Source organism: Pseudomonas sp. SB113, assembly GCF_040754745.1.
Classification (GTDB): Bacteria; Pseudomonadota; Gammaproteobacteria; order Pseudomonadales; family Pseudomonadaceae; genus Aquipseudomonas; species Aquipseudomonas grimontii.
Genome location: NZ_JBFMHW010000030.1, coordinates 39,119 through 65,259 on the forward strand (window position 1 = coordinate 39,119; position 26,141 = coordinate 65,259).

Consider the following 26,141-nt stretch of genomic DNA (forward strand, 5'->3'; position numbering starts at 1 on the left):
TCTCAATTCGTGGCTTGGCTGCGGCGTGACACCGGCAGTAACTTGGCAATGGGTTCGGCGCTCGCGGTGTGCTGGCCGAAATTGGCGTTATAGGTGGCGATGATTTCGCCGGCGATGGAGATGGCGATCTCCACCGGTAACTTGCCCTTCACCTCGGTGAGGCCCATGGGGCAACGCATGCGTTGCAACTGCGCGGCGTCGAAGCCGCGATCGCGCAGGCGGTGTTCGAACTTGACGCGTTTGGTCTTGGAGCCGATCAGGCCGAAGTAGGCGAAGTCATTGCGCTTGAGCAGGGCGGCGGTCAGTTCCAGATCCAGCGCGTGATTGTGGGTCATGACGATGCAGTAACTGCCCACCGGCAGGTCGGCAATTTCGTCCACCGGCTCTTCGCTGACGATTTTACGCACGCCCTGGGGGATATGTTCCGGAAACTCCTGCTCGCGCGAATCGATCCAGCGCACCCGACACGGCAGGCTCGCCAGCAGCGGCACCAGCGCGCGGCCGACGTGGCCGGCGCCGAACACCGCAATCTGCGCCTGCACCTGGCCCATGGGTTCGAACAGCAGCACGGTGACGCCACCGCAGCACTGGCCCAGGCTCGCGCCGAGGCTGAAGCGCTCCAGGTGGGTGTTCTGCTGGCCGCGCACGAGCATGTCGCGGGCGATCTGCATGGCCTTGTATTCCAGGTGGCCGCCACCGATGGTGTCGAAGGTCTGCGCGGCGCTGATCACCATCTTCGAACCGGCATTGCGCGGTGTGGAGCCAAGCTCTTCGATGATGGTCACCAGTACGCAGGGTTCGCCTTGGTTTTGCAGGTCGGCGAGGGCGCTGATCCAGTTGTTCATAGTCACCTCTTGTGGTGTCTGTCAGGCCGCTATCGGGAGCAAGCCCCCCTCCCACATTTTGATCTGTGAATACCGTCAAATGTGGGAGGGGGCTTGCCCCCGATGGCAGCGCCTCGGTCTAGAGCGAAGCCATCTCGGTTTCGGTTTCAACAGGTACAACCGCCTGCAACTGCCGCATCTGCTCACACCCCCACAACACCCGCTCCGGTGTCGCCGGCGCATCGATCTTGGGCTGATGGCGATAGTCACCCAGGCTTGCCACCGCATCCTTGATCGCGCACCACGAGGCAATCCCGAGCATGAACGGTGGCTCGCCCACGGCTTTGGAATGGAACACCGTGTCTTCCGGGTTCTTGCGGTTTTCCACCAGCTTCACGCGCAGGTCCAGCGGCATGTCGGCCACCGCCGGGATCTTGTAGCTGGCCGGGCCGCAGGTCTCTAGCTTGCCCTTGTTGTTCCACACCAACTCTTCCATGGTCAGCCAGCCCATGCCCTGGATAAAGCCACCTTCCACCTGGCCGATGTCGATGGCCGGGTTCAGTGAGGCGCCCACGTCGTGGAGGATGTCGGTGCGCAGCATCTTGTATTCGCCGGTCAGGGTGTCGACGATCACTTCACAGCAGGCCGCGCCGAAGGCGAAGTAGTAGAACGGCCGACCGCGCGCCTGGCTGCGGTCGTAGAAGATTTTCGGGGTCTTGTAGAAGCCGGTGCTCGACAGCGAGACCTGGGCGAAGTACGCCTGCTGGATCAACGCCTCGAAGGGCAGGATCTGGTCGCGCACGCGCACATGGCCGTTGTGGAATTCCACATCCGCTTCGCTCACGTCGTATTTGCGCGCGGCGAATTCCGCCAGGCGTTGCTTGATGGTTTCGGCGGCGTTCTGGGCGGCCTTGCCGTTCAGGTCCGCACCGCTGGAGGCGGCGGTCGGCGAGGTGTTCGGCACCTTGTCGGTGTTGGTGGCGGTGATTTGCACGCGGTCGATGTCCACCTGGAACACTTCGGCCACCACTTGGGCGACTTTGGTGTTCAAGCCCTGGCCCATTTCGGTGCCGCCGTGGTTCAGATGGATGCTGCCGTCGGTGTAGATATGGATCAGCGCGCCCGCTTGGTTCAGGAAGCTCGCCGTGAACGAGATCCCGAATTTCACCGGCGTCAGCGCGAGGCCTTTTTTCAGGATCGGGCTGTGGGCGTTGTACAGGCGGATCGCTTCGCGGCGCTCGGCGTATTGGCTGCTGGCTTCAAGTTCGGCGGTCATTTCCTCGAGCATGTTGTGCTCGACGGTCTGGTAGTAGTGGGTGACGTTGCGCTCGGTCTTGCCGTAGTAATTGGCCTTGCGCACCGCCAACGGGTCCAGCGCCAGATGGCGGGCGATGGCGTCCATCACTTCCTCGATGGCGACCATGCCTTGTGGGCCACCGAAGCCGCGATAGGCGGTGTTGGACGCGGTGTTGGTCTTGCAGCGATGGCCGTTGACCGTGGCGTCGCCCAGGTAGTACGCGTTGTCGGCATGGAACATGGCGCGGTCGACAATCGAGTTGGACAGGTCCGGCGAGCAGCCGCAGTTACCGGCCAGCTCCAGATTGATCCCGTGCAGGCGACCGCTGTCGTCGAAGCCCACGTCGTATTCGATATAGAAGGGGTGGCGCTTGCCGGTCATCAGCATGTCTTCGACGCGCGGCAGGCGCATCTTGGTTGGTTGGCCGGTAAGGCGCGCCACCACCGCGCACAGGCACGCCGGGCTGGCGGCCTGGGTTTCCTTGCCGCCAAAACCGCCGCCCATGCGGCGCATATCGACGACGATCTTGTTCATCGATACGTCGAGTACTTCGGCCACCAGCTTCTGCACTTCGGTGGGGTTTTGCGTGGAGCAATAGACGATCATGCCGCCGTCTTCGGTGGGCATCACCGATGAGATCTGGGTTTCCAGGTAGAAGTGTTCCTGGCCGCCGATATGCAGCGTGCCCTGGATGCGGTGCTTGGCGGTCGCCAGCGCGCCGGCCGAATCACCGCGTTGGTGGGTGTGGCTGTCGAGCACGAAATGCTTGTTGCGAAAGGCCTCGACCACATCCAGCACGGGCTCCAGGTCTTCGTATTCGATCACGGCGGCCATCGCGGCCTTGCGGGCGGTTTCCAGGTCGCGGGCGGCCACGGCCAAAACGACCTGGCCGACAAACTGCACCGTGTCGATGGCCAGCAAGGGGTCGCCGGGCATCAACGGACCGATGTCTTTCAGGCCCGGTACGTCTTCGTGGGTGATGACGATGCGCACACCGTCGAAGGCGTAGCAGGGCGCGGTGTCGATGCTGATGATCCGAGCGTGGGCGCGGTCGGACATGCGCGCATACAGGTGCAACTGGTTGGGGAATTCCAGGCGGTCATCGATGTACTGCGCTTCACCGAATACGTGCTTGGAGGCGCTGTCATGCTTGACGCTGCGGCCGACCCCGGAGGTCAAGTCCTGGGCAAACAGCGCGGCCAGTTCGGCCTGGGTTTTTTCCACGGCGTGATGGTTAGACATAAGCGGTCACCCGAGTCTCGATGTGCGGCGTTTGCAGTTCGATGAAGTATTTGCGCAGCAGGTTCTGCGCGCTGAGCAGGCGGTATTCCTTGCTGGCGCGGAAGTCCGAGAGCGGGGTGAAATCCTCGGCGAGGGCGGCGCAGGCTTTCTCGACGGTGGCGGCGTTCCAGGTGGCGCCGACCAACACGGCTTCGCAGTTTTTCGCGCGTTTTGGCGTGGCGGCCATACCGCCGAACGCAATGCGGGTCTCACTGATCACACCGTTGTCGATCTTCAGGTTGAAAGCCGCACACACCGCGGAAATATCGTCGTCCAAGCGCTTGGACACCTTGTACGCGCGGAACAGCGCATGGCCTTTGGGTACGATGATTTTCTCGATGAATTCGCTGTCCTGGCGAGCGGTGACGCGGTAGTCGATGAAGTAGTCTTCCAGCGCCAACGTACGGCGCACGTTGCCTTTGCACAGCACGATCTGCGCGCCGAGGGCGATCAGCAGCGGCGGCGAATCCCCGATAGGCGAGGCGTTGCCGATATTACCGCCCAGGGTGCCCTGGTTGCGGATTTGCAGGGAGGCGAAGCGGTGCAGCAGGTCGCCGAAGTCCGGGTATTCGTGGTGCAGCGCGGTGTAGCAGTCGGAGAGGGCAGTGGCGGCGCCGATTTCCAGGCGGTCATCGAAGGACTCGATGCGCTTCATCTCTTCAATATTGCCGACATAGATCATCACCGGCAGGGTGCGGTGAAACTGGGTGACTTCCAGCGCCAGGTCGGTGCCGCCGGCCAGCAGGCGGGCTTGCGGGTAGGCGTCATAGAGGTCGGCCAGGTCGGCCACGGTGAGTGGCACCAGGCAGCGTTTGTCGCCGCTGTTGAGTTCACCGGTTTGGGTCGGCGCGATGGCTTTGAGGCGGGCGATGGTCTCGGCCTGGCGGCTGTCGAACTGGTCCACCGGTTTGTTGCAACAGGCCTGCTCGGCGGCGGCCAGAATCGGCCGATAACCGGTGCAGCGGCACAGGTTGCCGGCCAGGGCTTCGTGGGCCTTTTGGCGGTCGGGAGCGTCGCTGTTCTTTTGCAGGGCGAACAACGACATTACAAAACCTGGGGTGCAAAAGCCGCATTGCGAACCGTGGCACTCCACCATGGCCTGTTGCACGCTGTGCAGTTGGCCCTGGTGCTTGAGGTCTTCGACGCTGATCAGTTGTTTGCCGTGCAGTGAGGAGACAAACGTCAGGCAGGAATTGAGGCTGCGATAACGGATCTGCTCAACACCCTGAGGGTCGGTGTGCAACTCGCCGACTACCACAGTGCACGCACCGCAGTCGCCGCTGGCGCAGCCTTCCTTGGTACCGGGTTTGCCCACATGCTCGCGCAGATAGTTGAGCACGGTCAGGTTGGGGTCCAGGGCGTGCTCGCTACGGAGTTCCTGGTTAAGTAAAAACTGGATCACGGAAGGCCTCGCAGACTCATTATTGTTGTTAACCGCTTTTGCGCCGAATCTAGTCATGTCTGACTTTTCGGTCAATGGTTTTCTGACTTAAGGGTCAAGAAAATGCGGTCGCAACACGTTCAATTATGGTCCAGTCTTCTGGAACCGGCGTTTTTGGCGGCTTTTGAGTGTTCAGAGCTGCTTATTTCATGCCAAATTCGCCACGGTGGGCGTAGCGCCATCAGCGGGCCAATGCGCTACACTGCGGCGCTTGTACCGATAGAAGATTTTGAAGGGAAAACATGACGTTCAAGGCGCCGGACAGTCTCGCCGAGCAAATCGCTCACCACCTCGCCGAACGTATCATTCGCGGCGATCTCAAGCCTGGGGAGCGGATCCAGGAACAGAAAGTCACGCTGGCGCTCAATGTCAGCCGTGGCTCCGTGCGTGAAGCTTTGCTGATCCTCGAACGCCGCCACCTGATCGCGATCCTGCCGCGCCGTGGCGCCCACGTGACCGAGCTCACGGCGCACAAGGTGCAGAGCCTGTGCACGCTGATGAGTGAGCTGTATATCCTGCTCGGTAATGCGGTCGCCCAGGGCTGGCAGACCCAGGTCGACATGGCGCCGTTCGTACAGATCCAGCAGCGCCTGGTGAGCAATTTCGAGCGCCAGGACATTCGCGCCTTTGTCGAAGAATGCTTCAATGTGATGCGCGCCGCGTACCCCTTTGCCAACAACCCGTATTTGCAGGAAACCGTCGAAAACCTGCAGCCGGCGATGAACCGTGCCTACTACCTGGCCCTGGATCAACGCAAGGCGTCCATGAGCGAGTACCTGGCGCTGTTCGAGCAACTGCTCGCCGCCGTGCTCGCCCGTGACCTGGAGCAGATCCGCCTGGTGCTGTCGGCCTACGGCCAGCGCAGCAGCTCGTTGGTCATCGCTGCATTGGCGGACGCCTAAGCGTGCGGCTCAAGTGCATCAAACTGGCGGGGTTCAAATCCTTCGTCGACCCGACCACGGTGAACTTCCCCAGTAACATGGCGGCAGTGGTCGGGCCCAACGGCTGCGGCAAGTCGAACATCATCGACGCCGTACGCTGGGTGATGGGCGAGAGCTCGGCAAAAAACCTGCGTGGCGAGTCGATGACCGACGTCATCTTCAACGGCTCCACCAGCCGCAAGCCGGTGAGCCAGGCCAGTATCGAACTGGTGTTCGACAACTCCGACGGCACCCTGATCGGCGAATACGCGGCCTACGCGGAAATTTCCATCCGCCGCAAGGTGACGCGCGACAGCCAGAACAGTTACTTCCTCAACGGCACCAAGTGCCGACGCCGGGACATCACCGACATCTTCCTCGGCACCGGCCTGGGCCCGCGCAGCTATTCGATCATCGAGCAGGGCATGATCTCCAAGCTGATCGAAGCCAAGCCCGAAGACCTGCGCAACTTTATCGAGGAGGCGGCCGGTATCTCCAAGTACAAGGAGCGCCGCCGCGAGACCGAAAACCGTATCCGCCGCACCCATGAAAACCTTGCCCGCCTCACCGACCTGCGTGAAGAGCTGGAGCGCCAGTTGGAGCGCCTGCACCGCCAGGCCCAGGCCGCCGAGAAGTATCAGGAATACAAGGGCGAAGAGCGCCAGTTGAAGGCGCAACTGTCGGCCCTGCGCTGGCAGGCGTTGAACGAGCAGGTGGGCCAGCGCGAAGCGATCATTGGCACCCAGGAAATCAGTTTTGAAGCGCTGGTGGCCGAGCAGCGCAATGCCGACGCCGCCATCGAGCGCCTGCGCGACGGGCATCATGACCTGTCCGAACGCTTCAATCTGGTGCAGGGCCGCTTCTATTCGGTGGGCGGCGATATTGCCCGGGTCGAGCAAAGCATCCAGCACGGCCAGCAGCGCTTGCGTCAGTTGCAGGACGATTTGAAAGAAGCCGAACGCGCACGCCTGGAAACCGAATCCCACCTCGGCCACGACCGCACCTTGCTGCTGACGTTGGGCGAAGAGCTGGACATGCTCACCCCCGAGCAGGAGATCACCAACGCCGCCGCCGAAGAGGCCGCCGCCGCGCTGGAAGAATCCGAAACCACCATGCACGGCTGGCAGGAGCAGTGGGACGCCTTCAACCTGCAATCCGCCGAACCGCGACGCCAGGCCGAGGTGCAGCAGTCGCGCATCCAGCAACTGGAAACCAGCATGGAGCGCCTGGCCGAGCGCCAGCGTCGTCTGCAGGAAGAGCGCGTGTTGCTTGCCGCCGACCCGGAAGACGCGGCGATCATGGAGCTCAGTGAGCAACTGGCCGAAAGCGAAATGACCCTGGAAGAGCTGGAAGCCAGCGAAGAACAACAAGTGGAGCGCCTGGAGCAACTGCGTCAGCAACTGCAACAGGCGACCCAGGCCCAGCAGCAGGCCCAGGGCGATTTGCAGCGGCTTAATGGCCGACTCGCGTCCCTTGAGGCCTTGCAGCAAGCGGCGTTGGACCCAGGCACCGGCACCGCCGAATGGCTGCGTGATCAGCACCTGGCCGAACGTCCGCGCTTGGCCGAAGGCTTGAAAGTTGAAGCCGGTTGGGAACTGGCGGTAGAGACCGTTTTAGGTGCCGACCTGCAAGCCGTCCTGGTGGACGATTTTGGTGGCTTTGACCTGGCCGGTTTCGCCCAGGGCGATCTGCGTTTGCTCAGCCCCGCCGCTGATGGCACGCGAGTGCCGGGCAGCCTGCTGGATAAGGTCGAGGCGGCGATTGACCTGTCGCCGTGGCTGGGCCAGGTGAAACCAGTGGATACCCTGGAGCAGGCCCTGGCCCAGCGCGGTCAACTGGCTGTCGGCGAAAGCCTGATCAGCCGCGACGGTTACTGGGTTGGCCGCCACTTCCTGCGGGTGCGCCGCGCCAGTGAAGCGGAAAGCGGCGTTCTGGCCCGTGGCCAGGAAATCGTCAACCTGATCGCCGAGCGTGAAGAGCGCGAGGCCACCCTGGAAAGTCTTGAAACCGAACTGCAAACCCTGCGCGCCACCCAGCGCCAGCAAGAGACCGGCCGCGAACACCTGCGCCGCCTGTTGCAGGACGAAGCGCGCCAGCAAGGCGAATTGAAAGCCCAGCTCTCCGCGAGCAAAGCCAAGGCCGAGCAACTGACCCTGCGCCGTACCCGTCTGGATGAGGAAGTGTCCGAGATGGGCGAGCAGCGCGCCCTGGAACACGAACAGATCGGCGAAGCGCGCCTGCAGCTGCAGGAAGCCCTCGACAGCATGGCCCTGGACACCGAGCAGCGCGAACTGCTGCTGGCTCAGCGCGACAGCCTGCGCGAACGCCTCGACCGCGTGCGCCAGGAAGCCCGCCAGCACAAGGATCACGCCCACCAATTGGCCGTGCGCCTGGGTTCGCTCAAGGCCCAGCACAATTCCACTGCCCAGGCCCTTGAACGCCTGGAGATGCAGTCCGAGCGCCTGACCGAAAAGCGCGAGCAACTGAGCCTCAACCTGGAGGAGGGCGAAGCGCCGCTGGAAGAGTTGCGCCTCAAGCTTGAAGAGTTGCTCGACAAGCGCATGACCGTCGACGAAGAACTCAAGACCGCGCAGATCGCCCTGGAAGACGCCGACCGCGAACTGCGCGATGCGGAAAAACGCCGGACCCAGGCCGAGCAGCAATCCCAGCTGATTCGCGGCCAGCTCGAACAACAGCGCATGGAATGGCAAGCCCTCACCGTGCGCCGCAAGACCCTGCAAGACCAATTGCTCGAAGACGGCTACGACTTGCACGGCGTGCTCAATACCTTGACCGCCCAGGCCAATGAGAAAGACGCCGAAGAAGAACTTGAGCGGATTGCCGCACGTATCCAGCGACTTGGCGCGATCAACCTCGCGGCCATCGATGAGTACCAACAGCAGTCCGAGCGCAAACGTTATCTGGATGCCCAGGACGCCGACCTGGTGGAAGCCCTGGACACCCTGGAAAACGTGATCCGCAAGATCGACAAGGAAACCCGCAACCGCTTCAAAGATACCTTTGATCAGATTAATGGCGGTTTACAGGCGTTATTCCCGAAAGTTTTCGGTGGTGGCAGCGCTTACTTGGAACTGACGGGCGAAGATCTACTCGATACAGGGGTAACGATCATGGCGCGGCCTCCGGGCAAGAAGAACAGCACCATCCATTTGTTGTCCGGCGGCGAGAAAGCCCTGACCGCGTTGGCCCTGGTGTTTGCCATCTTCAAGTTGAACCCGGCACCGTTCTGCATGCTCGATGAAGTTGACGCTCCGCTGGATGACGCTAACGTTGGACGCTATGCGCGACTGGTCAAGGAGATGTCCCAGACGGTGCAGTTCATCTATATCACCCACAACAAGATCGCCATGGAAATGGCTGATCAGTTGATGGGGGTGACAATGCATGAACCGGGCTGTTCACGTTTGGTTGCAGTGGATGTCGAAGAAGCGATGGCGATGGTGGACGCCTAGCGGCAAGCTTCAAGCGGCAAGTGAGTTGGCTTGAAGCTTGTAGCTCAGGGCTTGTAGCTCACAGTCGGCGCCTGCTGTAGGAGATTGCCTACTATGCCTGAAAGCTGGCAATTCGACACATTTCGCGTCAACTGTGTAAAGTTATCTTTGGTCGTGCTAGTTTAATGTCAATTTTTCGTATGCGTGGGCAAAACGTCAGTCAGAACATAGAGTTGGCGCCACGTTTTAAAGCGGTTTGCACGGTGCTAAACCCCTTATTTTTCAGCATTTTTTATTAGAGGCACGGGATTACATGGAAATCGGTCTGCGCGAGTGGCTGATCGTCATCGGCATCATTGTCATTGCCGGTATTCTTTTTGATGGCTGGCGCCGCATGCGCGGTGGCAAGGGCAAGCTCAAATTCCGTCTGGACCGTAACCTGTCCAACTTGCCCGACGACGACGGCAGCGCCGAGCTGCTGGGGCCGCCCCGTGTGCTGGATACCCACAAAGAGCCGCAATTGGATGAGCACGATTTGCCGTCGATGAGCGCGCCGCTGCGTGAAGCCCGCGAGCCATCCTCCAAGCGTGGCAAACGCGCCAGCGCAGCCGTTGCCGAACCGCATCAGGGTGACCTCAACCTCGACGTGGATGAAGGCCCGAGCTTCAGCAGCCGCGACGATGATTTCCCGGATGAAAACGCCGGCAAGAATGCGCCGCGCCAAACGGTCAACGATCAGCCTGCCGCCGAAGAAGTGCTGGTGATCAGCGTGATCTGCCGCGACGCCGCCGGCTTCAAGGGCCCGGCGCTGTTGCAGAACATCCTCGAAAGCGGCCTGCGTTTTGGCGAGATGGATATTTTCCACCGCCACGAAAGCATGGCCGGCAACGGCGAAGTGCTGTTCTCCATGGCCAACGCGGTCAAGCCAGGCACCTTCGACCTGGACGACATCGACCTGTTCAGCACGCCGGCGGTGAGTTTTTTCCTCGGCCTGCCGGGCCCGCGTCACCCGAAACAAGCGTTCGACGTGATGGTGGCCGCCGCCCGCAAGCTGTCCCAGGAACTCAACGGCGAGCTCAAGGACGACCAACGCAGCGTCCTGACCGCCCAGACCATCGAACACTACCGTCAGCGCATCGTCGAATTCGAGCGTCGCGCCCTGACACAGAAACGCTGAGGATTGGTTCCCAGCGTTGTCATTAGAATAAGCGCACCAACATTTGAGCAGCTTCGGCTGCTCTTTTGCTTTATGAGAGAACACCGATGACCGCCGCCCACACCCGCATCCTCGAACTGCGCGCTGAACTGGATCAGCACAACTACCGTTACCACGTGCTCGACGAGCCGAGCATCCCGGACGCCGAGTACGACCGGCTGTTCCACGAACTCAAGGCCCTGGAGGCCGAGCATCCGGACCTGGTAACGCGTGATTCGCCGACGCAGCGGGTCGGCAGTGCGGCGCTGTCGGCCTTTACCCAGGTGCGCCACGAGATCCCGATGCTCAGCCTGGGCAACGCGTTTGATGAAACCACCATGCTTGAGTTTGATCGCCGGGTCACCGAGGGTCTCGACCTGCCGGTGGGCGATCTGTTTGGCGGTGGCGCGGCGGTGGAGTACAGCTGCGAGCCGAAGCTGGATGGCCTCGCGGTCAGCCTGCTTTACCAGGATGGCGAATTGGTACGCGGCGCCACCCGAGGCGACGGCACCACCGGCGAAGACATCAGCGTCAACGTGCGTACCGTGCGCAATATCCCGTTGAAACTGCAGGGCAGCGGCTGGCCCGCGACCCTGGAAGTGCGCGGCGAGGTATTTATGTCCAAGGCCGGTTTCGAGCGGCTCAACGCCTCGCAACTGGAAGTCGGCGGCAAGACCTTCGCCAACCCGCGCAACGCGGCGGCCGGCAGCTTGCGCCAACTGGACTCGAAGATCACCGCCAGCCGCCCGTTGGAATTCTGCTGCTATGGCGTGACCACCGACATCAGCGATACCCATATCGGCAACCTGCAGCAGTTGCGGAAATGGGGCATGCCCATCAGTCATGAGCTGAAGCTGGCCAAGGGCATTCAGGATTGTCTGGATTACTACCGCGATATCGGCGAGCGACGTAACAGCCTGCCGTATGAAATCGATGGCGTGGTGTTCAAGGTCAACAGCATTGCCTCGCAGCGTGAACTGGGCTTCCGCGCCCGCGAACCGCGTTGGGCCATCGCGCACAAATTCCCGGCCATGGAAGAACTCACCGAGTTGCTCGACGTGGAGTTCCAGGTCGGCCGTACCGGCGCCGTGACGCCGGTGGCGCGCTTGAAACCGGTCAAGGTTGCGGGCGTGACCGTGTCCAACGCCACCCTGCATAACATGGATGAAGTCGCGCGGCTGGGCGTGAAGATCGGCGACACCGTGATCATCCGCCGCGCCGGCGATGTCATCCCGCAGGTGGTTTCGGTGGTCCTCGAACGCCGCCCGGAAAACGCCCGTGCGGTGCCGATCCCTGAGCGATGCCCCGTGTGCGGCTCCCATGTGGAGCGCACCCAGCTGGTCAAGCGCAGCAAGGGCAAGGAAACCCTCAGCGAAGGCGCGGTGTACCGCTGCGTCGGGCGTCTGGCCTGTGGTGCGCAGCTCAAGCAGGCGATTATCCATTTCGTCTCGCGCCGGGCCATGGACATCGACGGGCTCGGTGACAAAACCATCGAGCAACTGGTGGATGAAAAACTCATCGGTTCGCCGGCCGACCTCTACAAACTCAAGTACGAGCAGATCATCGACCTGGAAGGCTTTGCCGATATATCCAGCAAGAAACTGATCACCGCCATCGAAAACAGCAAGACCCCGACCCTGGCGCGTTTTATCTACGCACTGGGCATTCCTGACGTGGGCGAAGAGACGGCCAAGGTGCTGGCGCGCTCGCTGGCGTCCCTTGAGCGTGTGCAGAAGGCCTTGCCGCAAGTGCTGACGTACCTGCCGGATGTGGGCCTGGAAGTGGCGCATGAGATCCACAGCTTCTTCGAAGACAGTCATAACCAGGACGTGATCGGCGCGCTGTTGTCGCCTGATGAATGCGGCCTGCAATTGCAGGATCAGGGTGAGCTGAGTGCCGAGTTCGCCGCCAGCACTACCCTGGGCGGTTTGCTCGACAAGCTGCACGTACCCTCCGTAGGACCCGGCGCCGCGCAGAAGCTCGCGGATAAGTTCGCCAGCCTGGAAGGCGTAATCAAGGCGGACTGGCTCGACATGCGCCAGGCGTTGCCGGAGAAGCAGGCCAAGGCCGTGCGGGAGTTTTTCGATAACCCGGACAACGCCCGCCACGCCCTGGCCATCGAACAGCAACTGCGGGATTTCGGCATGCACTGGCAGAGCGAGAAGAAGGTGGTCGAAGGCCTGCCCGAAGCAGGGCATACCTGGGTGCTCACCGGCTCCCTGGAGCTGATGAGCCGCGACGTGGCCAAGGACAAGCTCGAAAGCCTCGGCGCCAAGGTAGCCGGTTCCGTGTCGGCCAAGACCCACTGTGTCGTGGCGGGCCCAGGTGCCGGTTCAAAACTGGCCAAGGCCAGCGAACTGGGGTTGAAGGTGCTGGACGAAGAGGCCTTTGTCGCGTTCCTTGCCAAACACAACATTTCGGTCTGACGCCGCGCCGGGGGGGGCGGGCTTGTCGAATCGTCGCACCGCCCGCGCCGGGCTGCGAAGCAGCCCCTGAAGAAAGTGGAACGATCCTGAGTCCTAAATGATCTAGTCTCAGTCACCCAGGGAGAGATGGTCATGTTCCGCTACTTCGAGCAACTCAGTTCGCGCATCGCCGCACCGTTCATGGCCGAAACCTCACGCAGCAGCAAGGTGTGGCAGTGTCGGTGCGGGCAAGCGCTGTTCTTTCGCAACAGCCAATGCCTGGCTTGCCAGGCGCTGCTGGGCTATCAGCCGCAGCAAAGCCGCTTGTCCTCCCTGCAGCCCGGGCCTGTGGAAGGCACCTGGCTACAAGACGACAACCTCGACGCCGGCGCTTTTCGCCGTTGTGCCAACCTCGAGACGGCGGCGGCCTGTAACTGGTTGATTCCCGCCCACAGCACTGCGCCGCTGTGTGTGGCGTGCAGCCTCAACCGCACCATTCCCGACCTGTCGGTCCCGGAGAACCCCGAGCGCTGGCGCAAGGTGGAGACCGCCAAGCGCCGGCTGGTGGCGCAATTGATCAGCCTCGGCCTGCAAGTGGTGCCCAAGAGCGTCGACGAGGACAACGGCCTGGCGTTCGATTTCGTCGGCATCGATCTGGAAGGCAACGCGCCCATGACCGGGCATGCCAACGGCCTGATCACCCTCGACATCAAGGAAGCCGACGACGCCCATCGCGAAAAAATCCGGGTGCAGATGCGCGAACCCTACCGCACCTTGCTGGGCCATTTTCGCCATGAGGTCGGCCACTATTATTGGGATCGCCTGATCGCCAACAGCCACTGGCTGGAGCCTTTTCGCAACCTGTTCGGCGACGAACGCGCCAGTTACGCCGACGCCCTCGACCAGCACTACCAGAACGGCCCACGCCCCGACTGGCAGCAAACCAGCGTCAGTGCCTACGCCACCATGCACCCGTGGGAAGACTGGGCCGAAACCTGGGCGCACTACCTGCACATGATGGACGCCGTCGACACCGCCCTGGGCTTTGGCATGAGCGCCCGTGAGATGGACCTGGATTACCAGCCATTCCCCCTCACCACCCTCTACGACCCCGAACATCCCGGCGGCGCGGCATTCCTGTCCTTCGTCAACGCCTGGATCGAACTGGCCGGCATGCTCAATGAACTGTCCCGCGCCATGGGCCAGCCGGATTTCTACCCGTTCGTGTTGCCACCGGCGGTGATCGCCAAGCTGCACTTCATCCACCTGGTGATCCAGGAAGAGGGCGGCCGGGCGGATGAGGTGTTGCAGGCACAATGATCAGCCAATGTGGGAGGGGAAGCTGATGGCCATGGCAAGTGCTTGAACCCCATCATATTTTTAATCCGCCACCAATGGTTGTAACTTCCGATGAGATCGGTACAATGGCCCCGCTTGCCGAGAGGCCAGCGTCGTTATGGTGACCCCATCGGTCCCCCCGCAACGATTACCCGTGAACCTGGTCAGAGCCGGAAGGCAGCAGCCACAGCGGGAACATTGTGTGCCGGGGTGTGGCTGGTGGGGTTGCCTCCATAACGCTCTTCCCTTGCATCACCCCCTTCGATTCAAATCCAAATTGCTTATTCTCAGTCAACTGCCGATGGTTTATTGCGCAGTCGATGACGGCTGTTTCACAACTTTCCAAGCCTTCTCTGGACAACCTCAAACCGCCTTGTTAGTTTCCGCCGGCCACTTGTTTCAGAATATGACATTGGCGCCGACTTGATATTGAAGTGCTATCACTTCTTTAACTAACAAGGATGTCTGTGATGAAAAGCCTGCAAGGGTTACCCCGTCTTATCAGTGCTTCGGTAGGTGCGCCCGGTAAAGCCCGCAACTTGCCCGCCGATGTGCAGTGCATCCAATACTTATTCAATTTGATCATTCCCAAGATGGGTTTCCCGTTGGCCGAAAACGGCAAATCCGATGGTCAGTTGGTGCAGTGCATCAGCCAATACCAGTTCCGCCATCTCAAATACGCCCACCCCGATGGCGTAATCGACCCCACTGGTCGCACCTTCAACAGCCTGATCGAAGAAGCAGTGAAAGTGCCGGTGAAGGCCTTCCCGAACTTGCGTATTCCCACATTTCTCAACGTCTTCGGCAACAACCAGGGCGATGCGGTACAGGCCACGGTCAATGTGTACCTGGACCGCATGCGCGCGATGATCGAGGCCGAGCGGCGTAACCGGCAACTGATGCTCCAGGCCACGTGCGACGGGGGCATGACCCTCAGCGAAACGGACTTCCAGAACGCCGCCACGCAGTTGGGTAGTGGTATTTCGGTGAATATCATCAAGGCCTTCGCCACTGTGGAATCAGGTGGGCGGTCGGGGTTCGGTCCGGCCAAGTTGCCGGTGATCGCGTTTGAAGGGCACCTGTTTCGCAAGTACACCAAGCACATTTACGACCAGGCGCACCCGCTGCTGTCCTACCCCTACAAGAAAAAGGCCGGGCCGCAGTGGCAGGCCAATAACAAGGACCAGGCCAAGGCTTGGGAAACCATGGCCACCGCGTTTGCGCTGGATCAGGAAGCTGCACTCATGTCGGCTTCGTGGGGCATGTTCCAGATCATGGGTTTTAACTTCGCCTCGTGCGGTTACAAGACGGTGTTTGAGTTTTCGGCAGCATTAAAGGTGAATGCCGGCAACCAACTAAAAGCGTTCCTCGGTTTTTGCAGCAAGAGCCCGGCATTGATGAAGGCCATGAAAGCCAAGGATTTTACCGGCATGGCACGTAACTATAACGGCGAGGACTACGGCAACTACGACGTCCTTATGCAAAAAGCCTACGAAAAACTTGAAGGGAAAAAATAGGATGATCCGTTTTCTAGCGATAGGTGTGTTGTCGTTGTGCGCCGCGGGCCCTGCGTTGGCCGGTTCGGCTGCGTTGCATTCGGGCAAGTACGAAGGGCTGATGCTGGCAGTGACGCCGGAGCATCAGGTCGAAGGGTTCTATTCGGAAGCAATGGGCGAGGGCGTCACCCGCAGTTGCGCGTTTTATCTGCAAGGCAAGCCTGAGGCGCTCACCACTTGGCTCGATGCGGCTCATCCCGGCAGCCTGGCGCCTTCGTCCGATGGCGTGACCCTGACGGTGGAAGAGGGCCGCCAGCACCCCGGTTGCCTGAATGTACTGATGCCGGAGATTGCCACCGGCCTGGACCTGACCCAGACCGCCAGCAAAAAATGGATCGGCCTGGTGACGGTGTCCGCCGACAAGGCTTACCTGCTGAAAACCCCAGGCGCCAAGGCCGCCAAACGTCCGTATATCGTCAAGCGCGATGTGGTCGGTGTGCTGGCCTTCAAGGACGGCTGGGCCCAGGTCGAGTTCATCAATGCCGACGACCGTTCGTTCAGCGGCTGGATCAGTCAGGATCAATACACTCGTCTAGCGGCGCCTCACTAAGACATCCCCATAACGCCGCAGTGTGCCAGGCATACTGCGGCGTTTTTGCGGCCGGGGTTCAGGCCTTGTTGCGGTTGAACAACTTGCGAATCACTGCGAACAGCGCCACCACGCCGATCACCAGGAACTTCTTCGCGGCCAGCAGGAAGATACCGATCTTGGCGAACAGTCCGGCCTTGGCGGCAATCCCGCCGGCAACCAACGCGGCGAGGCCGTAAGTGGCGAGCTTGTCGGTTTTCGGGTTGAAGTCGGTATAGAGGTTGCCGTCGGTGAAGTTGGTAAAGGCCAGCACCTTGGGCAATTCCTGCTGGATGGTGGGCAGGTCGGCCATGGCGGCGACGGCGTTGAGTTCGAGTACGCCTTCACGGCCGAGCACGCGGATGCTGTAGTTGAGGGTGTTCTGGTCGGCGTCGTCGGCCTTCAGTTCGCGGGCCCAGTACATCTTGTGGGTGGTGTCGTCGTAGCGCGGCGGCTCGGCCCAGCCCAGCAGGTGCAGGCCGGCGTAGCCTTGTTTCTGGCGTTCCTTGTTCTCGGCTTCGTCTTCTTCCTGCATTTGCTTGAGCAGGTCGGCGTAGTCGATTTTCGCGGCATCTTCGTCGGAGATGTGCCCGTCGGCCTTGTAGCTGACGATCACGCCCCAGCCGCGTTCCGACAGCGGGCTGACGGCTTTGGGCACGATCATGCCCAGGGTCTTGAAGCCCGGCGGGTTGCCCCAGCCATCGGTCAGCAAGCGCTCGGTATCGGCAGGGTCGAGGTAGTAGAACTCGTCGTTGAGCTTGAGGGTGGCAATGCCGCTGGGCAGGGTGACCGTGCCGGTCTTTTGCTTGAGTGACGCCAGAAAGTGCTCGGCCGTTTCGGCAGGTGCAGCGGCTTCAACGGGGGCCGGAGAGGACGCGGCAAAGGCGGGTGCGGCAGGCAGGCTCAGGGCCGCCGCCGCCAACAACAGGCGGAAGTAATTCATGGTAGTCCCTTACATTTTGAATTAATTTCGCGAGAGCATAACCGAAACAACATGTTGCGAGTTAGCCGAAAGTCTCCCGCAACAACCCGGCAAATGCGTCCCGTGCCAGATGGCGTTGGGTGTCCTTGTGCCAGAACAGCAGGTTATCCACCGCCGCCAGCTCTTCAAATCGATAAGACGCCAGCTGATTGGCCTGCTCGTAGCGGGCGAGGATGCCCTCCGGCGCCAATGCCACGCCAATCCCCGCGCTGACGCAGCCGATGATCGTGCCCCAGCTGGCATAACTGGCGATGGTCGGCTTGAAGTCATGGGGCTTGACCCAGTTTTCCAGGGCTGCGCGATACGGGCAGCCGGGCGGCCATACCAGGAGGGTGCGGCCGGCGAGGTCCTCGGCGCCATTGATGGGGGCACTGGACGCGCTGGCGATCAGCACCAGGCGCTCGCTGTAGACCACGCTGTGTTCGAGCTTGGTGCGCTTGTTGCCGGCGGCCACCAGCGCCACGTCGAGGCGATGGTGTTGCAGGTCGTCGAGCAGCGGGCCCCAGGCGCCGGTCACCAGTTCCAGGCTGACATCGGGGTAGCGCCGGTGATACTCCGCCAGCAGCGGCGGCAAACGCCCGCTGGCGCTGGACTCCACCGCGCCGATACGCAAGGTGCCACGGGGAATCGCGTTGGCGTCCACGGCGCGTTTGGACTCATCCACCAGCGCGAGAATGCGCTCGCAGTAATCCAGGAAAATCTCCCCGGCGGCACTGATGGCCAGCCCACGCCCGGCGCGGATGAACAGCGGTGTGCCCAGCTCGCCTTCCAGCTGCTTGATGCGCGTGGTGATGTTGGACGGCACGCAATGCAACAGCACGGCCGCTTGGGCCACGCTGCCGGTTTGCGCCACGGCTCGCACCATTTTCAGTTGGGCCAGTTCCATTGCTCAGTTCCAGTGATTGCAGAAGTCAGAAACGGTTAATTGTCCTGCGCCTTACCGGGGCCAAGACTGACGGCATACCTTCTCAGTTTCTGGACGCCATCGATGAATGCCCCTTCACCCGTAAAGCTTACGCTAGTCATCGCCAGCGTCATCCTGTGTTGGGCCTATTCGCCGATTGGCGTACACATCGGGCTGCACAGCTACAGCCCCGGCCAGCTGGCGTTGTTAAGGTTTTTGATTGCGTCGGTGTTCATGGGCGGTGTGGCACTGGTGATGGGCATCGGCCGGCCGCGCCTGCGGGATTTTCCGTGGCTGCTGGTGCTGGGGTTCTTCGGCGTGTTCCTGCACCACACTGCGATCAATTACGGACAGCAATGGGTAACGGCAGCGGCGTCCAGCGTACTGGCGCAGTCAGCGCCGCTGTTCAGTGTGCTGATCGCGTTTTTCTGTCTGAAGGAGCGGGTCAGTGCTTGGCGCTGGGGCTGCGTATTGCTGGGGCTGCTCGGCGTGCTGGTGGTGATCTGGGGGGATCAGGGCGTGGGTGAGATCGACCCGCGTGGCGTGTTGATCCTGCTGGCGGCGGTGTCGTGGAGTGTGTATTTCGCCCTGCAGAAACACTATGCCCACCGCTACAGTCCGCTGACCATGGCGTGCTACATGGTGTGGGCGGGCACCCTGATGCTGTGCGTGAACCTGCCGGGCCTGCCTGCTGCGGTGGTGCAGGCGCCGTTCGCGGAGAACGTGGCGGTGGTGGTACTCGGTATTTTTCCCAGCGCCTTGGCGTATCTGGCCTGGGGTTATGTGTTGAAGCATGTGGAGGTCAGTCGCGCGTCGGTGGCGATGTACTTGATCCCCCCGGTGGCGACGGTGATGGCCGCGACGTTACTGGGCGAACACATTGCCGTGCAGGTGATGCTGGGCGCTGTGATCGTGCTGGCCAGCGTGGCGGCCATCAGCCTGGAGGGGCGCTGGCGGTCAGTCGTTCAGGCAAAACGCGCGCAAGCGGTGGCCATCGAGGTCCTGGGCGACAAAGGTGTAGCCGAAATCCAGGGCCGTCGGTGATTGGACAATGAGGGCGCCGCGTTCGACCCATTGGTCGTGCAGCGCGTCCACGGCGGCCGTGTCGGGCAGCGAGAAGCCGACTTCACCGCCACCGCCTGTGAGCTCGGCTGCCGGCTCGACGGTATGGCGCGACCACAGTCCGAGCTTTACGCCGTTGTCGAGAATGAACAGGGCAAAGGTCGGGTTCAATTCCACCGGCGGCTTGTCCAGCAGGCGGCTATAGAAGTTGGCACTGGTGGCCGGGCTGTCGACGTACAGCAGGAAGTAATGGGCGAGGGTGTTCATGGGGGCTCCTTGAGAACGGGCGTTGTGTGGCGCCGAGTCTATAAGGGGGACCTGTCAGTTTTTGTCAGGAGCGTGCAGGGAGACCGGGTTTTCGCCGGTGTACAGCTTGATGATGGCGTCGATTTCGCCGGACATTTTCATCCGCAACAAGGTGCGCAGGATTTTTTGGGCCGGCACGTCGGGATCGTTGCGCACGATGCAACCGAGGTTTTGCTCCTCAATCACCGCGACTTTATACAACTGCTGGCTGATCGGCATTTTCTGGTTGAAACGGTCGACGATCCATTCGTTGCTCACCGCGTAGTTGAATCGCCCTGCCACCAGCTTGTGCAGTACCAGCTCTTCGCTGCGTGCGTCGTCGCGGGTGAGTTGGCCGTTGGCAAACAGCGGGTCGAGGGCGGCATAGCGATAGTTGAGTACCGTGCCGATCGGCTGAGGTGTCAGCTTGAGCACCTGCACCGGCTGGTTGCGTGCACTGACCAGCACATTGCGCTGCACCATTAAAGGCAAGCTCCAGATGTAGTCGCCGGACTGGTTGTCGACCCACGCCTGGGTCACATAACAGCGCACATCAATATCCCCATGGGCCATGGCCCCTGCGATACGGGCGCGGGCCAGCACGTGGAATTCCGCCGGCTGGCCGACCTGGGTGGCCAGGCTCAACATCAAATCATACAAAATCCCCTGGGTAGGTCGGCCGTTCTCCACCTGCACCATGGGCATCGCCCAACTGTCGGAAATCGAGAAACGCAGCGGTGCAGGCGCCGCCAGGCAAGCCGTGGTCATCATCCATAAAGCGCCCAGGACTACGCGCATACACTCTCCGGGTTCAGGCCTTTTCGAGGCCAATCAGCAGAGCTTAGTCAGATTAGGCGAGCGTGCCGGATGCAATTTCCCCCTTGCTCCGCTAGCATTACCGGCTTCCGCTTCCCAGTTGCGACGGTTTTCGATGAGTTATCAGGTTCTTGCACGTAAATGGCGTCCGCGCTCGTTCCGCGAAATGGTCGGCCAGACCCATGTGCTCAAGGCTCTGATCAATGCCTTGGACAGCCAGCGGCTGCACCACGCCTACCTGTTCACCGGTACTCGGGGGGTGGGCAAGACCACCATTGCGCGCATCATCGCCAAATGCCTGAACTGTGAAACCGGTATCACTTCGACGCCCTGCGGCACCTGCTCGGTGTGCCGCGAGATCGACGAAGGGCGTTTCGTCGACCTGATCGAGATCGACGCCGCAAGCCGCACCAAGGTCGAAGACACCCGCGAGCTGCTGGACAACGTGCAGTACGCGCCCAGTCGCGGCCGCTTCAAGGTCTACCTGATCGACGAAGTGCACATGCTTTCCAGCCATTCCTTCAACGCCTTGTTGAAAACCCTGGAAGAGCCGCCGCCGTACGTCAAATTCATCCTGGCCACCACCGACCCGCAGAAACTGCCTGCCACGATCCTGTCGCGGTGCCTGCAGTTCTCCCTGAAAAACATGACCCCCGAGCGCGTGGTGGAGCATTTGACCCACGTGCTGGGCGTCGAGAACGTACCGTTCGAAGATGACGCGCTGTGGCTGCTGGGCCGCGCCGCCGATGGATCGATGCGCGACGCCATGAGCCTCACCGACCAGGCCATCGCCTTTGGTGAAGGCAAGGTCATGGCCGCCGATGTGCGCGCCATGCTCGGCACCCTGGACCACGGTCAGGTGTTCGACGTGCTGCACGCGCTGATCGAGGGCGATGCCAAGGCGTTGCTCGAAGCCGTGCGCCACCTGTCGGAGCAAGGCCCGGACTGGAACGGCGTGCTCTCGGAAATCCTCAATGTGCTGCACCGCGTCGCCATCGCCCAGGCGTTGCCGGAAGGTGTCGACAACGGCCATGGCGACCGCGACCGCGTGTTGGCCCTGGCCCAGGCGTTGCCGGCCGAAGACGTGCAGTTCTATTACCAGATGGGCCTGATCGGGCGTCGCGACTTGCCTTTGGCACCGGACCCGCGCGGAGGCTTCGAGATGGTCCTGCTGCGGATGCTGGCCTTCCGGCCCGCTGACTCGGCAGATGCACCGAGACAGCCGCTAAAGCCAGTGGGGATCAGCCAGGCCACAGTTGATTCCGCCAAACCAGTGGCTGGCGCGGCGGTGGTCGCGCCAGTGGTTGCTGCCCCCGTTGCACCGGCGCCTGAGCCTGCACCGGTGATGGCGGCAGCGGTGGTCGAGCCGGAACCGGTGGTCGAGCCCGAGCCCGTGGTCGACCTGCCCTGGAATGACCCTGTAGATGCTGAGGCCGAGGTTGAACAGCAGCCCTATATCGAGCCCGTGCTGGAAACCGCCGGCGAACAGCCGGAGCTGACGCCGATGCCTGCGCCGATGCCGGACAGCGTGGTGCCGGCCGCTCCTGAGTGGGTTTCAGCCCCGGTTCCCGAGCCGACCGTCGCCCAGGTCGAAGCCGCAACCCCGAGCATCGACCTCGACGATGAACCACCGCTGGACGAAGATTACATCGAGCCGGACATGGATTCGGCCTACAGCTACCTGGACGACCTGGCCAGCGAGCACACTGCCGAGCCGGCCCCGGAACCCGAGGCGGAGCCCGCTGCGGCGCCGGCCACCGGCCTGGCCCTGCAATGGCTGGAGCTGTTCCCGAAACTGCCGATTTCCGGCATGACCGGCAGCATCGCCGCCAACTGCACACTGATCGCCATCGACGGCGACCATTGGCTGTTACACCTGGACCCGGCCCACAGCGCCCTGTTCAACGCGACCCAGCAACGGCGCCTCAACGATGCCCTGAACCAGTACCATGAGCGCACGCTGACTATCACCATCGAGTTGATCAAGCCCGAGCAGGAAACCCCGGCCCAGGCCGCCACCCGTCGGCGTATCAACCGCCAGCGTGAGGCTGAGGACTCGATCCACGGCGATCCGCTCATCCAGCAAATGATGCAGCAGTTCGGTGCGGTCGTTCGCCAAGATACAATTGAACCTGTCGAAGCCCCGGTGCCCCAGGCGTCCTGACACCGGGCTACTCATTGATCCACGTACTTTTGAGGTGATTCCCATGATGAAAGGTGGCATGGCCGGCCTGATGAAGCAGGCACAGCAGATGCAGGAAAAGATGGCCAAGATGCAGGAAGAACTGGCCAACGCCGAAGTCACCGGTAAAGCCGGTGGCGATATGGTCAGCGTCGTGATGACTGGTCGTCACGACATCAAGCGAGTGAGCATCGACCCAAGCGTATTGCCAGGCGTGGGCGAAGATGACCTGGAAATGCTCGAGGCGCTGTTCGCCGCAGCCGTCAACGACGCCGTGCGCAAGATCGAAGCCAACAGCCAGGACAAAATGTCCGGCGTGACCGCCGGCATGCAACTGCCACCGGGCATGAAGCTGCCGTTCTGATCGGCAGGCTTTAGCTAGACTCCAATGCCAGGCCTCGTGCCTGGCATTTTTGTTTGTGCCAATCCAATCGAACCCTGGCGCGGCACCCATGGTCTGCACCCTATACCGATAGATTCGATAAAGGAGCCCCTTCATGCCTCACGAACCGACTTTGAACCAGCGCATTGTCCTGGTCTCACGCCCCCAAGGCGCCCCCACCCCGGAAAACTTCCGCCTGGAGCGTGTGACCTTGCCGGAGTTGGCAGACGGCCAGGTCCTGCTGAAAACCCTGTACCTGTCCCTCGACCCCTACATGCGCGGGCGCATGAGTGACGCACCGTCCTACGCTGCGCCGGTGGAAATCGATGAGGTGATGACCGGTGGCGCTGTCAGCCGTATTGAGCAATCGCGCAATCCGAAATTCGAAGTGGGCGATCTGGTGGTGGGCGCCACCGGTTGGCAGAGCCACAGCATTTCCGACGGCCGCAACCTGATTCCCGTGCCCAATGGCCTGGCCAGCCCTTCGATGGCGCTCGGTGTGCTGGGCATGCCGGGCATGACCGCCTACATGGGCCTGATGGACATCGGCCAGCCAAAAGCCGGTGAAACCCTGGTGGTGGCCGCAGCGTCCGGAGCCGTGGGTTCGGTGGTCGGCCAGGTGGCCAAACTCAAGGGCCTGCGTGTGGTCGGGATTGCGGGCGGTACCGACAAGTGCCGCTATGTGGTGGACGAACTGGGCTTTGATGCCTGCATAGACCACAAGAGCTCGACGTTTGCCGAAGACTTGGCCCAGGCGTGCTTCAAGGGCGTGGACATTTACTTCGAAAACGTCGGTGGCAAGGTGTTCGACGCCGTGCTGCCCTTGCTCAACCCCAAGGCGCGCATCCCCCTGTGCGGGCTGATCGCCGGCTATAACGCCCATGAGGCACCCAGCGGCCCCGACCGCTTGCCGGCGCTGCAACGCACGTTGTTGACCAAGCGGGTACGGATCCAGGGCTTTATCGTGTTCGACGACTACGGTGATCGCCAGCCCGAGTTCCTCAGTGCCATGGCGCCGTGGGTACGCGACGGCAAGATCAAGTTCCGCGAAGACGTGGTCGAGGGCCTGGAGCAGGCGCCTGAAGCCTTTATCGGTTTGCTGGAAGGGCGCAACTTCGGCAAGTTGGTGGTGCGGGTCGCGCAGGATTGAGCATTTGACGCTAATCCGGGGCGCGGGTATAAACCGCGTCTCGTTGTTTTGTCGGACCATTCGCCCATGAGCTTCAGCCCCCTGATTCGCCAACTGATCGACGCCCTGCGCACGTTGCCGGGCGTAGGCCAGAAAACCGCCCAACGCATGGCGCTGCAACTGCTGGAGCGCGATCGCAGCGGCGGAACCCGGTTGGCCCAGGCCTTGAGCCAGGCCATGACCGGGGTGGGCCACTGCCGCCAGTGCCGGACCCTCACTGAAGAAGAACTCTGCCCGCAATGCGCCGACCCGCGCCGCGACGACACGCTGCTGTGCGTGGTGGAAGGGCCGATGGACGTGTACGCGGTGGAGCAGACCGGCTACCGCGGGCGCTACTTTGTGCTCAAGGGCCACCTCTCGCCGCTCGATGGCCTGGGGCCGGAGGCCATCGGCATTCCGCAGTTGGTCGCGCGTATTGAAGAGCAGGGCACCTTTACCGAGGTGATCCTGGCCACCAACCCGACCGTGGAAGGTGAAGCCACCGCGCATTACATCGCCCAGCTGCTGAGCAATAAAGGCTTGGTTACCTCGCGGATCGCCCATGGCGTGCCGCTGGGTGGCGAGTTGGAGTTGGTGGACGGCGGCACGTTGGCGCATTCGTTTGCCGGTCGAAAACCGATCGCGCTCTAACGATCACCGTAGGATCCAATGTGGGAGGAGGCTTGCCCCTCCCACTTTGGATTTGCGCATGGCTTGATAACCAAGCAAGCGCTTGGTAATTTCGCTCCACCTCACCTTGGAGCTTGCCGATGTCTGCCTATCAGGACTACTTCGACCCCAGCCACCAATTGGTCCGCGACAGCGTGCGCCGTTTTGTTGAGCGCGAGATGTTGCCGGGCGTGGAGCAGTGGGAGGAGGCGGAAAGCTTTCCCCGGGCGTTGTACCTCAAGGCGGGTGCGGCGGGGATACTCGGCATTGGCTACCCCGAAGCGCTGGGCGGCAGTCACGAAGGTGATCTGTTCGCCAAGGTGGCTGCCAGCGAGGAATTGATGCGCTGCGGTTCCGGCGGCGTGGTCGCAGGGTTGGGCTCGTTGGATATTGGCTTGCCGCCCGTCGTCAAATGGGCGCTGCCTGAGGTGCGCGAGCGGGTGGTTCCCCGGGTGCTGTCGGGCGAGAAGATCATCGCCCTGGCGGTGACCGAGCCCGGCGGCGGTTCCGATGTGGCCAACCTGCAAACCCGCGCCATCCGCGATGGCGAGCATTACCGGGTCAGCGGCAGCAAGACCTTTATCACCAGCGGCATCCGTGCCGACTTCTACACCGTTGCCGTACGCACTGGCGGGCCGGGATTTGCCGGCATCAGCCTGCTGCTGATCGAAAAAAACAGCCCAGGTTTCACCGTCGGCCAGCCCCTGAAGAAAATGGGATGGTGGGCGTCGGACACCGCTGAATTGTTTTTCGACGATTGCCGCGTGCCCGTCGGCAACCTGATCGGCGCCGAGAACATGGGCTTTGCCTGCATCATGGGTAACTTCCAGAGCGAGCGCCTGGCCCTGGCTCTCATGGCCAATATGACTGCGCAGATGGCCTTGGAGGAAAGCCTCAAATGGGCCGCCCAGCGCCAAGCGTTCGGCAAGCCCATCGGCAAATTCCAAGTGCTCAAGCATCGCCTGGCGGAAATGGCCACCGCCGTGGAAGTCTCGCGGGAATTCACCTACCGCCAGGCGGCGAAAATGGCGGCCGGCAAGAGTGTGATCAAGGAGATTTCCATGGCCAAGAACCTCGCCACCGACACCGCCGACCGTGTGACCTACGATGCCGTGCAGATCCTCGGCGGCCAGGGTTATATGCGCGGCAGTCTGGTGGAGCGGCTGTATCGCGACAACCGCATCCTCTCCATCGGCGGCGGTACCCGCGAGGTGATGAATGAAATCATCAGCAAGCAGATGGGGCTATGAGGGCGGCCTTACTGGCCTCATAGGGGCATGGGTATCGACACAACTTTTGCTCAACGCTGAACGCCCGGCAGATAGGGCTGTTGTGGCGAGCGGGCTTGTCCCGCGTTGGGCTGCGTAGCAGCCCCAGTAAGGAAGAACGCGGTGTATCAGACACTCTGTGGAGG

At 61.8% G+C, this 26,141-nt stretch carries 20 protein-coding genes and 1 other RNA gene; 14 read left to right on the top strand and 7 right to left on the bottom strand.

The annotated features are described in order from the left end of the window. Nucleotides 1–2: 2 nt before the first annotated feature. The 3 genes from xdhC to xdhA form a co-directional block, all read right to left on the bottom strand. Entirely contained in the window at nt 3–845 is an 843-nt protein-coding gene (gene xdhC, locus AB1462_RS27550) for a xanthine dehydrogenase accessory protein XdhC (protein ID WP_090400310.1), read from the bottom strand. 118 nt (nt 846–963) lie between these two features. Continuing rightward, nucleotides 964–3,363 (bottom strand): xanthine dehydrogenase molybdopterin binding subunit, encoded by a 2,400-nt coding sequence (xdhB, locus tag AB1462_RS27555; protein WP_367248482.1) that lies wholly within the window; start codon nt 3,361–3,363, stop codon nt 964–966. Next, nucleotides 3,356–4,804, bottom strand: a complete 1,449-nt coding sequence (gene xdhA / locus AB1462_RS27560; RefSeq protein WP_367248484.1) for a xanthine dehydrogenase small subunit — start codon at nt 4,802–4,804, stop codon at nt 3,356–3,358. Before xdhA ends, xdhB begins: the two co-directional genes overlap by 8 nt. Nucleotides 4,805–5,085: 281 nt before the next feature. On the opposite strand from xdhA, the gene AB1462_RS27565 reads away from it, so the two are divergent. The 8 genes from AB1462_RS27565 (at nt 5,086) to AB1462_RS27600 (ending at nt 16,259) form a co-directional block, all read left to right on the top strand. Further along, a complete protein-coding gene (locus AB1462_RS27565) occupies nt 5,086–5,745 on the top strand; it encodes a GntR family transcriptional regulator (RefSeq protein ID WP_090400304.1) in 660 nt (219 codons plus the stop codon). Nucleotides 5,746–5,747: 2 nt separating this feature from the next. Beyond that, on the top strand, nt 5,748–9,236 hold the full coding sequence (gene smc, locus AB1462_RS27570) for a chromosome segregation protein SMC (protein ID WP_367248486.1): 3,489 nt from the start codon (nt 5,748–5,750) through the stop codon (nt 9,234–9,236). Between the two features lie 292 nt (nt 9,237–9,528). Further along, nucleotides 9,529–10,392, top strand: coding sequence for a cell division protein ZipA (gene zipA, locus AB1462_RS27575; protein WP_090400300.1), 864 nt, complete (start codon nt 9,529–9,531; stop codon nt 10,390–10,392). A gap of 86 nt (nt 10,393–10,478) precedes the next feature. After that, a complete protein-coding gene (gene ligA / locus AB1462_RS27580) occupies nt 10,479–12,836 on the top strand; it encodes an NAD-dependent DNA ligase LigA (protein WP_367248488.1) in 2,358 nt (785 codons plus the stop codon). A 132-nt stretch (nt 12,837–12,968) separates the two neighbouring features. After that, the gene (locus AB1462_RS27585; protein WP_315338832.1) at nt 12,969–14,135 is read left to right on the top strand and encodes a putative zinc-binding peptidase; all 1,167 of its coding nucleotides are present in this window, start codon (nt 12,969–12,971) and stop codon (nt 14,133–14,135) included. Nucleotides 14,136–14,281: 146 nt separating this feature from the next. Further along, nucleotides 14,282–14,378: signal recognition particle sRNA small type (gene ffs / locus AB1462_RS27590), an RNA gene on the top strand. Nucleotides 14,379–14,623: 245 nt separating this feature from the next. After that, the gene (locus AB1462_RS27595) at nt 14,624–15,670 is read left to right on the top strand and encodes an N-acetylmuramidase family protein (protein ID WP_090400294.1); all 1,047 of its coding nucleotides are present in this window, start codon (nt 14,624–14,626) and stop codon (nt 15,668–15,670) included. Between the two features lies 1 nt (nt 15,671). Further along, the gene (locus AB1462_RS27600) at nt 15,672–16,259 is read left to right on the top strand and encodes a hypothetical protein (RefSeq protein WP_259193726.1); all 588 of its coding nucleotides are present in this window, start codon (nt 15,672–15,674) and stop codon (nt 16,257–16,259) included. A 58-nt stretch (nt 16,260–16,317) separates the two neighbouring features. Here the strand turns inward: AB1462_RS27600 and AB1462_RS27605 are convergent, their stop codons facing one another. Next, a complete protein-coding gene (locus AB1462_RS27605; protein ID WP_090400290.1) occupies nt 16,318–17,220 on the bottom strand; it encodes a DUF2167 domain-containing protein in 903 nt (300 codons plus the stop codon). Between the two features lie 61 nt (nt 17,221–17,281). Next, nucleotides 17,282–18,145: a LysR substrate-binding domain-containing protein gene (locus AB1462_RS27610; RefSeq protein ID WP_259193725.1), complete on the bottom strand. Its 864-nt coding sequence runs from the start codon at nt 18,143–18,145 to the stop codon at nt 17,282–17,284. 102 nt (nt 18,146–18,247) lie between these two features. Between AB1462_RS27610 and AB1462_RS27615 the strand changes: the two genes are divergently transcribed. Beyond that, nucleotides 18,248–19,207 (top strand): DMT family transporter, encoded by a 960-nt coding sequence (locus AB1462_RS27615; protein WP_367248490.1) that lies wholly within the window; start codon nt 18,248–18,250, stop codon nt 19,205–19,207. Here the strand turns inward: AB1462_RS27615 and AB1462_RS27620 are convergent. Beyond that, nucleotides 19,121–19,492 (bottom strand): VOC family protein, encoded by a 372-nt coding sequence (locus AB1462_RS27620; RefSeq protein ID WP_367248492.1) that lies wholly within the window; start codon nt 19,490–19,492, stop codon nt 19,121–19,123. The two genes, AB1462_RS27615 and AB1462_RS27620, sit on opposite strands and share 87 nt — an antisense overlap. A 54-nt stretch (nt 19,493–19,546) precedes the next feature. Continuing rightward, nucleotides 19,547–20,308 (bottom strand): substrate-binding periplasmic protein, encoded by a 762-nt coding sequence (locus AB1462_RS27625; RefSeq protein ID WP_367248494.1) that lies wholly within the window; start codon nt 20,306–20,308, stop codon nt 19,547–19,549. A gap of 133 nt (nt 20,309–20,441) precedes the next feature. On the opposite strand from AB1462_RS27625, the gene dnaX reads away from it, so the two are divergent. The 5 genes from dnaX to AB1462_RS27650 all read left to right on the top strand — a co-directional run bounded on the left by dnaX (nt 20,442) and on the right by AB1462_RS27650 (nt 25,977). Then, a complete protein-coding gene (gene dnaX / locus AB1462_RS27630) occupies nt 20,442–22,490 on the top strand; it encodes a DNA polymerase III subunit gamma/tau (RefSeq protein ID WP_367248496.1) in 2,049 nt (682 codons plus the stop codon). A gap of 43 nt (nt 22,491–22,533) precedes the next feature. Then, nucleotides 22,534–22,872, top strand: coding sequence for a YbaB/EbfC family nucleoid-associated protein (locus AB1462_RS27635; RefSeq protein WP_003193199.1), 339 nt, complete (start codon nt 22,534–22,536; stop codon nt 22,870–22,872). 133 nt (nt 22,873–23,005) lie between these two features. Beyond that, nucleotides 23,006–24,040 carry an NADP-dependent oxidoreductase gene (locus AB1462_RS27640; RefSeq protein WP_259193719.1) on the top strand — a complete coding sequence of 345 codons (1,035 nt, stop codon included), beginning with the start codon at nt 23,006–23,008 and terminating at the stop codon, nt 24,038–24,040. Nucleotides 24,041–24,106: 66 nt separating this feature from the next. Next, a complete protein-coding gene (gene recR, locus AB1462_RS27645) occupies nt 24,107–24,709 on the top strand; it encodes a recombination mediator RecR (RefSeq protein WP_027603720.1) in 603 nt (200 codons plus the stop codon). Nucleotides 24,710–24,828: 119 nt separating this feature from the next. Then, nucleotides 24,829–25,977: an acyl-CoA dehydrogenase family protein gene (locus AB1462_RS27650; RefSeq protein ID WP_090400279.1), complete on the top strand. Its 1,149-nt coding sequence runs from the start codon at nt 24,829–24,831 to the stop codon at nt 25,975–25,977. The last annotated feature ends 164 nt before the right edge of the window (nt 25,978–26,141 follow it).

What these genes read in the sequence shown, in the direction of transcription:
- xdhC (WP_090400310.1), bottom strand. Translation starts at nt 845, where the DNA reads ATGAACAACTGGATCAGCGCCCTCGCCGACCTGCAAAACCAAGGCGAA.
- xdhB (WP_367248482.1), bottom strand. Translation starts at nt 3,363, where the DNA reads ATGTCTAACCATCACGCCGTGGAAAAAACCCAGGCCGAACTGGCCGCG.
- AB1462_RS27565 (WP_090400304.1), top strand. Translation starts at nt 5,086, where the DNA reads ATGACGTTCAAGGCGCCGGACAGTCTCGCCGAGCAAATCGCTCACCAC.
- zipA (WP_090400300.1), top strand. Translation starts at nt 9,529, where the DNA reads ATGGAAATCGGTCTGCGCGAGTGGCTGATCGTCATCGGCATCATTGTC.
- ligA (WP_367248488.1), top strand. Translation starts at nt 10,479, where the DNA reads ATGACCGCCGCCCACACCCGCATCCTCGAACTGCGCGCTGAACTGGAT.
- AB1462_RS27585 (WP_315338832.1), top strand. Translation starts at nt 12,969, where the DNA reads ATGTTCCGCTACTTCGAGCAACTCAGTTCGCGCATCGCCGCACCGTTC.
- AB1462_RS27595 (WP_090400294.1), top strand. Translation starts at nt 14,624, where the DNA reads ATGAAAAGCCTGCAAGGGTTACCCCGTCTTATCAGTGCTTCGGTAGGT.
- AB1462_RS27600 (WP_259193726.1), top strand. Translation starts at nt 15,672, where the DNA reads ATGATCCGTTTTCTAGCGATAGGTGTGTTGTCGTTGTGCGCCGCGGGC.
- AB1462_RS27605 (WP_090400290.1), bottom strand. Translation starts at nt 17,220, where the DNA reads ATGAATTACTTCCGCCTGTTGTTGGCGGCGGCGGCCCTGAGCCTGCCT.
- AB1462_RS27610 (WP_259193725.1), bottom strand. Translation starts at nt 18,145, where the DNA reads ATGGAACTGGCCCAACTGAAAATGGTGCGAGCCGTGGCGCAAACCGGC.
- AB1462_RS27615 (WP_367248490.1), top strand. Translation starts at nt 18,248, where the DNA reads ATGAATGCCCCTTCACCCGTAAAGCTTACGCTAGTCATCGCCAGCGTC.
- AB1462_RS27620 (WP_367248492.1), bottom strand. Translation starts at nt 19,492, where the DNA reads ATGAACACCCTCGCCCATTACTTCCTGCTGTACGTCGACAGCCCGGCC.
- AB1462_RS27625 (WP_367248494.1), bottom strand. Translation starts at nt 20,308, where the DNA reads ATGCGCGTAGTCCTGGGCGCTTTATGGATGATGACCACGGCTTGCCTG.
- dnaX (WP_367248496.1), top strand. Translation starts at nt 20,442, where the DNA reads ATGAGTTATCAGGTTCTTGCACGTAAATGGCGTCCGCGCTCGTTCCGC.
- AB1462_RS27635 (WP_003193199.1), top strand. Translation starts at nt 22,534, where the DNA reads ATGATGAAAGGTGGCATGGCCGGCCTGATGAAGCAGGCACAGCAGATG.
- AB1462_RS27640 (WP_259193719.1), top strand. Translation starts at nt 23,006, where the DNA reads ATGCCTCACGAACCGACTTTGAACCAGCGCATTGTCCTGGTCTCACGC.
- recR (WP_027603720.1), top strand. Translation starts at nt 24,107, where the DNA reads ATGAGCTTCAGCCCCCTGATTCGCCAACTGATCGACGCCCTGCGCACG.
- AB1462_RS27650 (WP_090400279.1), top strand. Translation starts at nt 24,829, where the DNA reads ATGTCTGCCTATCAGGACTACTTCGACCCCAGCCACCAATTGGTCCGC.